Genomic DNA, 8828 nt, shown 5'->3' with positions numbered 1-8828 from the left:
GAGTGGACAATACCGTCGGTGCAAACATGTCCGGCGGGGTTTGGCTGGTAACGGACTGTCCGGTTCCGGCCCCGTGGGTGGGAAAACTGCGCTTCCGCAAACGACCCAATTGCGGATTCTGCAAGAGTAAGCGATTAGGCAAGCGATCGCTTCCCGGAATCGGCCGATGCATTGGCCAACGCCCGGTTAGAACAAGCGCCGCATGGCGGCTTGTCTAAGCCGCGCTGCAACCTGGCCAACTTCGGCCCAATGCGGGCGGGGGTCGTCTTTCGCCCAACCATCAAATCGAGAGGGCGACAGTTTTGCGCGAGCAAGCAGCGCAATCACATCAACGCTTCTGCGAATGCTGTTGACGAGGCCTGGCGAGCCATCCGACAGCCGGTCCAGGTCGGCGCTCAAACTTATCATGGGAATGCTTTGAACGGGAACCTCTTCTGCTTTTCCCACAGAGCCCCCGGTCAGCATTTGCCAGAGCAGGGCCGGAAAGTCGGCGTCACTCGAGACGGCAAGCGCGAGCGATCCCCAAAAGCGGGGGTTCACCTCCAAGAGGATATGATCGCGCGTCGCAGGGTCCTGGCGGAACTCGAACATGGCCACGCCGGTCAGATCGGTCGCCCGTGAAAGCGCGTATACGTCTCGAAGTAATACCGGATCGGGCGATTCTCCGATCCGCCGCGAACTGCGTCCAGCCTCGCCCGCAGCGGCCAGCCTTCGATGCTGCCATGCGCGCCGAACCTCGCCCCGTTTGGCAAGAACGGAAACCCCTACGCCCTCGCCGGCAAAGAAATTCTCCACGACGATCTCGCGGCCCTCAAACTTTTTCATCGCCGTCGAAAGCTGTTCAGGCGTATGGACGATGCTCGCGCTGGTCTTCGCGTCACGACCGCCCGTCACGTAGGGTTGGCTGGGTTTGAGAACCTGGGGAAACGGACCATCGGCAAACAGCTCGAAGGCTTCCGAACTCGCGACACAATTTCTGCCTTGTGCGATCTTCACAGCCAAGGAAGCAGCCAGGGCCCGCGTTCGCGATTTGCTCGTAAAGGCAGCCAGGGCCTGGTCATTGGGAATAGCCAGCTTGTCACGTCCGATCGTTTCGGCGGCCAGTGCCAACAGTCCGAGGCTGCTGTCGCTGGTCGGAATAATCAGGCGATATTCCTCTCGTTCGGTGAGTGCCTGCAGTGCCGCAAGCCAATTCGAGGGCTGAGTGAGATATGGCGGTAAGATGCGGACATTTTGCACATATCGGGAGCTGAGCCCCGGATAGTTCTCTCCGCAAGTTGCCACGTCGACGTCAACACCGGCGCGGCCGAGCGAGCGCGCGACGGAAAGGAAGACGCCGATATCATCGCCGATGACCAAAGCCTTGTCGCACCGTGTGTCTCTCGCGCAGGATTCTCGACCATCGATCGTTCGCGTAACAATCGGATCGGCAGTGGCGATGGCCATCTGGCGGCCTTTATGCCCGGCTTCGCAAATTGGAGAGTTTTCGCCCTACCATCTTCACAATCGAAATGAGCCCCGAGAAGCTGAAGATGTGATAGGCCGTCAGGCAATAGAGCGGAACGCAATATTCCATCCACTCACGCTTATAGGCGTGATCGCCGAGACCGAAGTCGATCAGTCGCACACGCTCTTCATCGATCGCATGTTTGAACATTTGATAGCTCAAAACCGTGCCGGCTCCGAGCTTCTTGGCGTCCTCGCGATACGATAAGAGGTGAATGATCGCCACGCCTCCCTCGATCGTCCAAAGCTGCGCGGCAACCGCTTGTCCCTCATGGAAGGCGAGGCCAATACGCAAGGTCCTGGCCTCAGCTGCCCTGTTGAACAGGTCGTAGGTGAGCGCGGGTGTGCCATCGGGCTTTTTCCAGCTGTTTTCGAAAACCTCGCAAACATGCGCCCAGTTCGTCGCATCGATGCTCTGGCCTATCGCGAAGTCCAGCTTGGCTGATTTTGCTTTTCGCTTGGCGGTATTGCGAAGCCGCGACGGGCGTGCCGCCCAATATTCATCGAAGCTCATCTCGCTCGTATCGATCCGCCAGGACACATTGATCGGTTCGCGCTTTGTCAGCCATCCCCGCCTGTGAAGCGCGGAAACAAAACCATCTTCCATTGCCGTCGGCGCGAGCCGAATATGGCTGACTCCCGCAGCTCGCAGCCCGTCCACCAACTGTCCATAGGGCGGTTCCGGCCCCTCCGTCACGATCCCGTAACGCAGACAATACCAGTTGCTCAATGCGTGCGCAGAATGGTCGTTCTGGTTGAGAAAAAGCCAACACGCCGACCCGCCGTCTCGCGCCTTAATGATTAGCGGTTTCCCCTCGGGCGTGTGTTTGGCGGCCAGTTCGAACCAATCCGCCCGGTCGAACATCCAAGGTTGGGAAACGCGGCTCAGCGCTGCCCCGGCATCGAGCGTCGCGCGTTCCAGCGTGCGGAATATCTGGTGACTTCCTGCCATGGATTTCGGTTCAGCCTCAGGCCCCTTGCCAAAACCAAAGGCTTAGCGCTTTACGTTTAAAGGTTTGTTAATCGAGCGATTCCGGTATTCGGCCAGCCAAGTCGCTAGTGACCGAGCATGCACTTCCAAGCCGAGATGAAATCGTGCGAGATGCCAGGATGCTGCGAAGAAAAGGGCGGCGGCCCAACTCTTGGCAAGGTCTTCGATCGACAATCGCATCGTCATGTCGTGCGCGACCACAGCGTCGAAAACCATCATGACCGCAAAGAAGACCCCTCCTAGGGCGACGAGGATTGCCGCTCGAACCGTAATGTCTGCCAGTTTCGCGAAAGCGATCACGAGGCCGACCTCGGCGACAGCCCAACTTGCCATGACGAAATGATCCGCAATTCCAATACGGTAGGCCAGCGCTTCGTGGAGTTGGAACCGATCGTCAAACGCGAGGAAAGACAATATGAGGGCTTGGGACGAGAAAAACCATTTGGCGCGGGACGAGATGTCGTTCTTGCCCGAGAATACGACGAATACGAGCAACATCGCCGCCCCTGTCAGCAGGAAGGTGCTTAGCGTCGTGTTGACCGCAAAAAAGGGTCGCGGACCTTCTATGTCGCTGAAATAGTGGCGGACGAAATCCTGCGAGGTGTTCGCCTCTACGACCAGCAGCACCCCTGAATATACGACCAAAACGGCGAAAAACGCCCAGTTGATATATCTCATGCCGACAATCTCCGTGGCCCGCAGTCCCCTTAACGCGACAATCCTAACTCTACGTTATCCTTACGAAGTATTTGGGATTTTTGGCTAAGGCTGTGTGCCTTTCGAGCGGGTGCAAGCGGAATCGACGAGATTGACCGATCCAGACGAAAATATGAGAACGGCAGCTGAAGGCCGCGTCTATCGCAGTGCGGCGCTGGCTGTCGCGATCGCCTGGTCGATGCGTTTGATCGGACTGGTTTCGGTTTTCGTGCTCGCGCGGACTCTCACACCAGCCGATTTCGGCATTGTTGCGCTCGCCATGGCCACGCTTGCCATTGTGGATGTGTTTTCCGCGCTTGGATTGCGGCAGGCCTTGCTCAGGAAGAAGGACCCGGATCGGAGCTATTACGATACGGTCTGGACCATCCAACTCCTCGTTCTCGCATGTCTCGCGGTCATCGTGGTGGCGCTAGGGCCCGTCGTCGCTTGGATATACGACGAACCGGCGCTCATATGGGTCATTGCCATCCTTGCGACCCGTTTCCTGTTTTACGGCTTGGCCAATATCGGAACGATCGACTTCGAGCGGAATCTCGAATTCGGCCGCGACCTGAAAATGCGATTGTCGGTTCGGCTGATCACGTTTTTCGCAACCATTGCCGCCGCCCTGATCTTGCGGAACCATTGGGCATTGGTGCTCGGTGCGGTGCTGCAGGGCGTGTTGTACTGCGGGGCATCATACGTGTTCCATCCGTTCCGGCCACGTTTCTCGCTTGCACGCCGCGCCGAGATGCTCGGTGTGTCGGTCTGGATGTTCCTCGCTTCCGCAGCGCAAACGGTACAGACCGAAATCGAGCGCTTCGTCGTCGGACGAATAGGCTCGCTCGATATCGTCGGATTTTACTCCGTCTCGAAAGACCTTTCGTCGATTTTCACCCAGGAGATCGCGACGGCCCTGAACCGGGTGACGTTTGTAACTACCGCCAAGACCGGAATGAGGCTCGGTGACGCTCCCGCCCGTCTCCAATCGATGCTTGGCGCCTATGCCCTCATTGCGGCGCCGCTCGGCGTCGGTCTGGCCGCGACGTCCGAAGACGCTGTTGCCGTTCTGTTGGGCGCGCAATGGGCGAAGGCTGCCCCGTTCCTCGAATTCATCGCTCCGGCCGCAGCATTTTACGCCGTGTTCAAGCTCGTCGTCTCCAGCCTGCAAGCGAGCGGCAAGGCCAAGTTGGCGGCGCTGCTTGCCATTGGCTCTGCGGCCATCGCGACAATTGCGATCGGCGTCATCGTAAGCTCGGGGGGATCGCCGCTCGATATGGCTGCCGCCGTCCTTCTGGCGATGGGGGCAGTATTGTTCGTTGCGCTTTGCATTCTGGCGCGGGAAGAGGAAATCGGTGCGGCCAAATTGTTGCTTGCGGCGGGACGGCCGTTTTTGGCTGCAATGATCATGTATTTGGTTGTCACCGGAACATTCTCCGGAGCCGGCCCGTCGATCGTGAGTCTCACCAGCAATGTTGCGCTTGGGGCGGTCAGCTATCTTGTTTCAGTTTGCGCGCTCTGGATCATTGGCGGTCGGCCAGACGGTGCAGAGGCAAACGCCAACGCCATCCTGGCCGCCGGTTGGTCCCGTATACGAGCCTAGCCCTTTGCAGACGACATTTCTCCACGTTCCGGGCAAAACCGGCAAACTTCTCTCGACATGGATTTTGGGCCGTCGGCTCGTCTGCGAGAAATCACATGTCTTGTCGATAGCACATGAGATTGCTTTCCACCCATGAGCGGAACCTGAGCCCGTTTGGTGGCCAGCCGAAAATCGGTCAGGCTGCTATTTCGGATCGCAAACCTACACCGGCCGGTCGGCTAACGACCCTAATTGCGGACATCGGGTCAGGGGCTGACGATGCCTTGTGTAGTCATTCCCTTCGTCAGGTGTGTCTGAAAAAGAAGTAGCTTGGAGATGGCAGCCATCTCTTTAGCTACCCGGCAGTTCGCCAATCAGCTTGTCGAGCGTGATCGGAAAATTCCGCACCCGAATTCCGGTCGCGTTGTAGATCGCGTTCGCGACGGCGCCGGCCGCACCGCACAGGCCTAATTCGCCGATGCCCTTCGCCTGGATCGGCGAGGCCGCGTCGTCGCGCTCGTCGAGTAGGACGATATCGATCTGCGGGACGTCGAGATTTACCGGCACGTGATATTCGGCGAGATCGCGGTTGACGATATGGCCGTCGCGCGGGTCGTGGACCAGTTCTTCGGTGAGCGCCATGCCGATGCCCCATGTAATGCCGCCCAGGCATTGCGATGTCGCCGTCTTCCGGTTGAGAATGCGCCCGGCGCCGAACACGCCGGTCATCCGCCGCACGCGCGTTTCGCCGGTGTAGCGGTTGACGGCCACCTCGCAGAAATAGGCGCCATAGGTGGCCTGGGCGCATTCCTCGCCCGTCTTGCCCGGCTCGATCTTGCCCTCGCCGACCAGATCGTCGCCGCCGAGCAGATCCGCAAGCGGGAGGGAACGGTTCCCCGCAGTTGCCGTCCCGTCCTTCAGCGTCAGATCGGATTCTTCGCAGTCCAGCCTTTCGCAGATTGCCTTGCGGATTTCCTCGCAGGCGAGGAAGACGGCGGACCCCGAAGACGACGCGCCCCATGACCCGCCCGACCCCGGCCCCTTGGGGAAGCTGCTGTCGCCGAGCTTCGTCTCGACTTTGTCGATCGGCAGGCCGAGCATCTCTCCCGCGACCTGCGAGAGGATAGCGTATGTGCCCGTGCCGATATCGGTCATGTCGGTCTCGACCGTCGCATGCCCGTCGGCCGAAAGTGTCACGCGGGCCTCGGCCGCGTTGAGCATGTTGACGCGAGAGGCGCCGGCCATGCCATGGCCGATCAGCCACTCTCCCTCGACCAGCCCGCCGGGATGCCGATTGCGCTTATCCCAGCCGAAGCGGCGTGCGCCCTCGTCGAGCGCCTCGACATATTTCCGCGACGAAAACGGGATGTCCTCTTCGGGATGGCGCTCCGGGATATTGCGCTTGCGCAGTTCGACGGGATCAATGGCGGCGGCTTCGGCCAGTTCGTCCATCGCGCATTCGAGCACGGGCATCCCAACCGCCTCGCCGGGCGCGCGGACCGATCCGGCCGGCGTACGATGGATACGGGCGATCGACAGGCCCAGCTTCCGGCTTTCGCCCGCATAAAGGAAGTGGGTGGACTGCGTCACCGGCTCGGCGAATTCCTCGCCGGGGGCGTTCGAAACGAGCGCTTCGTGGCCAATACCCGTAAGTCTGCCGTCTTCATCGGCGGCCAAACGCACATGCTGGCGCGTTTCGGAGCGGCGAAGGATCGCATCGAAAACCTGTTGCCGCGCCATATTGACGACCACCGGCCGGCCGAGCGCCTTCGCCGCGATGGCGGCGCTCACCGCTTCAGGGGAGATGCCGAGTTTCGAGCCAAAGCCGCCGCCGACAAAGGGCGAGAGAATGCGGACCTTGTCCTCGTCGATGCCCAGCGCATCGGCCAGTTCGGCGACATTGTATTTGAGCATCTGATACGAGCCGCGCAGCGTCAGTTCGTCGCCGTCCCAGCTTGCGATCGAGCAATGCGGCTCCATAGCGGCGGCAGCGTGCCCGGCGGTGCGATAGACGGCGTCGATGCTGTGCGCGGCCTCTCGCATCGCCGCGTCGAGATCGCCCTGGTCGACTGTTTCGTCCTCCTGCTCTTCGGGATCGACCGCTTCGGGATCGAACGGCACATCGGCTTCTGCCTCGCCATCGAAAATCACGGCCTGCGCGGCATGGCGCGCCTGTTCGAAGGTCTCGGCCACCACGAGCGCGACGGGCTGGCCGAAATATTCGACATCGAGGCCGGATTGCACGGGCGCCTCTCCCGCCGTTCCCTGGGCGGGGTTGCGAAGGAAGCGATTGTCGGTGAGGACGGTCAGCACGCCGTCCATGGCCTCGATCTCGGCGCGATTGGCGATCGCGGCCTTGCCTTTCGCAATCGTCGCGCGAACGAGCACACCATAGGCGGTGTCTTCCAGATTCCATTCATGCGCATAGGTGGCGCGTCCCGAAACCTTGAGCGGGCCATCGGGTCGGTCAAGCGGTTCGCCGACGAGCCCCTGATGCATTTCGTCGAGACGGCGGCGCTCGGCCGGCGTGTCCATGGTCAGGCTGTTGGTCATGCCGTGTCTCCGCGCTCGCTCGCTTCGGTCAGCACGGCGCGCAGCGTACGCCAGGCAAGCGGTATTTTGAAATCATTGTGGCCGTGTCCCTCGGCGTCCGCGAGCAACATCTCCGCCGCCTCGTCGAACAGCGCCGGGCCGGGCTCCTCACCAGTGAGCAGTTCCTCCACGCGGGGGTCGCGCCAAGGCTTGTGCGCGAGACCGCCAAAGGCCAGCGCGACGCGTTCGAACCGGCCGTCCGCTATCGTCACAACCGCCGCCACGGACACGAGCGCAAAGGCATAGGAGGCCCGATCGCGGACCTTGCGGTACAGATGGACGCCGCCGGGCGGCGGAGGCAGGGTAACGGCCGTGATCAGGTCCCCGGGGTCGAGCACATTGTCGCGCTCGGGCGTATCGCCGGGAAGGCGATGGAAGTCTGCGACGGGAACGATTCGCGTTTCGCCGCCCTTGCTCTCGATCTCGACCGTCGCGTCGAGCGCCGTCATCGCCACGGCCATGTCGCCGGGATAGGTCGCGATGCACGCCTCGCTGGCACCAAGCACAGCATGGATGCGGTTGAAGCCGTCCTTCGCCTGGCATCCGCTGCCGGGGTCGCGCTTGTTGCACGGCATCGCCGTATCGTAGAAATAGCCGCAGCGGGTGCGCTGACAGAGATTGCCGCCGGTCGTTGCCTTGTTTCTGAGCTGCCCGCTTGCTCCGGCAAGAATGGCGCGCGCCAGGACGCCATAGTCGCGCCGGATCCGCGGATCGGCGGCGCAGTCGCTGTTGGTGACGAGCGCGCCGATGCGCAGCCCGCCCTCCTCGGTTTCCTCGATCGCCTTGAGGTCGAGCCGGTTGATGTCGATCAACGTATCGGGCCGCTCGATCTCCAGTTTCATCAGGTCGAGCAGGTTGGTGCCCCCGGCGATGATCCGCGCACCGGCATCGGTGGCATCGGAGGGACTTTCGGCGCGGCGATAGTCGAAGGGTTTCATGCCCTTTCTCCCACCACCTGCGTTATGGCATCGACGATATTCGAGTAAGCGCCGCAGCGGCACAGATTGCCGCTCATCCGTTCGGAGATTTCCTCCCCGTCAAGCGCAGGCGCCCCGTCAAGGTCATCGCTGACATAGCTTGGCCAGCCCTGCTCGGCTTCCTTGAGCATCGCCGTTGCCGAACAGATCTGGCCCGGCGTGCAATAGCCGCACTGATATCCGTCATGCCTGACGAACGCCGCCTGCAGCGGAGAGAGGTTGCCCGGTTCGCCCAGTCCCTCGATCGTGGTGATCTCCTGCCCGTCATGCATGCAGGCGAGCGTCAGGCAGCTGTTGATCCGGCGGCCGTCGATCAACACGGTGCAGGCGCCGCATTGGCCATGGTCGCAGCCCTTCTTGCTGCCGGTCAGGCCGAGATGGTTGCGTAACGCATCGAGCAACGTCGTGCGCGGATCGGCGTCCAGCATGTGCGTGTCGCCGTTGATCGATAGCCGTGTTTCCATGTGCGCCTCCAATCGAAAGA

Annotated in this window: 7 protein-coding genes; 1 reads left to right on the top strand and 6 read right to left on the bottom strand. The window is 61.3% G+C overall.

Annotated elements, in window-relative coordinates:
* Nucleotides 1–186: 186 nt before the first annotated feature.
* The 3 genes from Q0139_RS11280 to Q0139_RS11270 all read right to left on the bottom strand — a co-directional run bounded on the left by Q0139_RS11280 (nt 187) and on the right by Q0139_RS11270 (nt 3175).
* Entirely contained in the window at nt 187–1446 is a 1260-nt protein-coding gene (locus Q0139_RS11280; protein WP_298021765.1) for an ATP-grasp domain-containing protein, read from the bottom strand.
* A 10-nt stretch (nt 1447–1456) separates the two neighbouring features.
* Entirely contained in the window at nt 1457–2371 is a 915-nt protein-coding gene (locus tag Q0139_RS11275; RefSeq protein ID WP_298021762.1) for a GNAT family N-acetyltransferase, read from the bottom strand.
* 129 nt (nt 2372–2500) lie between these two features.
* On the bottom strand, nt 2501–3175 hold the full coding sequence (locus Q0139_RS11270; protein WP_298021759.1) for a hypothetical protein: 675 nt from the start codon (nt 3173–3175) through the stop codon (nt 2501–2503).
* A 130-nt stretch (nt 3176–3305) separates the two neighbouring features.
* Between Q0139_RS11270 and Q0139_RS11265 the strand changes: the two genes are divergently transcribed.
* Nucleotides 3306–4796 (top strand): oligosaccharide flippase family protein, encoded by a 1491-nt coding sequence (locus tag Q0139_RS11265; protein ID WP_298021756.1) that lies wholly within the window; start codon nt 3306–3308, stop codon nt 4794–4796.
* Nucleotides 4797–5126: 330 nt separating this feature from the next.
* On the opposite strand, the gene Q0139_RS11260 is transcribed toward Q0139_RS11265, so the two are convergent.
* Genes Q0139_RS11260 through Q0139_RS11250 form a run of 3 tightly spaced genes read right to left on the bottom strand, consistent with a single transcriptional unit; the run spans nt 5127 to nt 8808 of the window.
* A complete protein-coding gene (locus tag Q0139_RS11260; protein ID WP_298021753.1) occupies nt 5127–7328 on the bottom strand; it encodes a xanthine dehydrogenase family protein molybdopterin-binding subunit in 2202 nt (733 codons plus the stop codon).
* Nucleotides 7325–8305 carry a xanthine dehydrogenase family protein subunit M gene (locus Q0139_RS11255; protein ID WP_298021750.1) on the bottom strand — a complete coding sequence of 327 codons (981 nt, stop codon included), beginning with the start codon at nt 8303–8305 and terminating at the stop codon, nt 7325–7327. Before Q0139_RS11255 ends, Q0139_RS11260 begins: the two co-directional genes overlap by 4 nt.
* Complete coding sequence (locus Q0139_RS11250) at nt 8302–8808, bottom strand: 2Fe-2S iron-sulfur cluster-binding protein (RefSeq protein WP_298021747.1); 507 nt, start codon at nt 8806–8808, stop codon at nt 8302–8304. Before Q0139_RS11250 ends, Q0139_RS11255 begins: the two co-directional genes overlap by 4 nt.
* Nucleotides 8809–8828 lie beyond the last annotated feature (20 nt).

Origin of the sequence: uncultured Parasphingopyxis sp., from assembly GCF_937129435.1 — a bacterium.
Lineage (GTDB): Bacteria > Pseudomonadota > Alphaproteobacteria > Sphingomonadales > Sphingomonadaceae > Parasphingopyxis.
This window is presented reverse-complemented; position numbering and strand designations above follow the sequence as displayed.

Excerpts from the sequence above, each read along its gene's own strand:
- Q0139_RS11280 (WP_298021765.1), bottom strand. The coding sequence starts at position 1,446 with ATGGCCATCGCCACTGCCGATCCGATTGTTACGCGAACGATCGATGGT.
- Q0139_RS11275 (WP_298021762.1), bottom strand. The coding sequence starts at position 2,371 with ATGTTCGACCGGGCGGATTGGTTCGAACTGGCCGCCAAACACACGCCC.
- Q0139_RS11270 (WP_298021759.1), bottom strand. The coding sequence starts at position 3,175 with ATGAGATATATCAACTGGGCGTTTTTCGCCGTTTTGGTCGTATATTCA.
- Q0139_RS11260 (WP_298021753.1), bottom strand. The coding sequence starts at position 7,328 with ATGACCAACAGCCTGACCATGGACACGCCGGCCGAGCGCCGCCGTCTC.
- Q0139_RS11255 (WP_298021750.1), bottom strand. The coding sequence starts at position 8,305 with ATGAAACCCTTCGACTATCGCCGCGCCGAAAGTCCCTCCGATGCCACC.
- Q0139_RS11250 (WP_298021747.1), bottom strand. The coding sequence starts at position 8,808 with ATGGAAACACGGCTATCGATCAACGGCGACACGCACATGCTGGACGCC.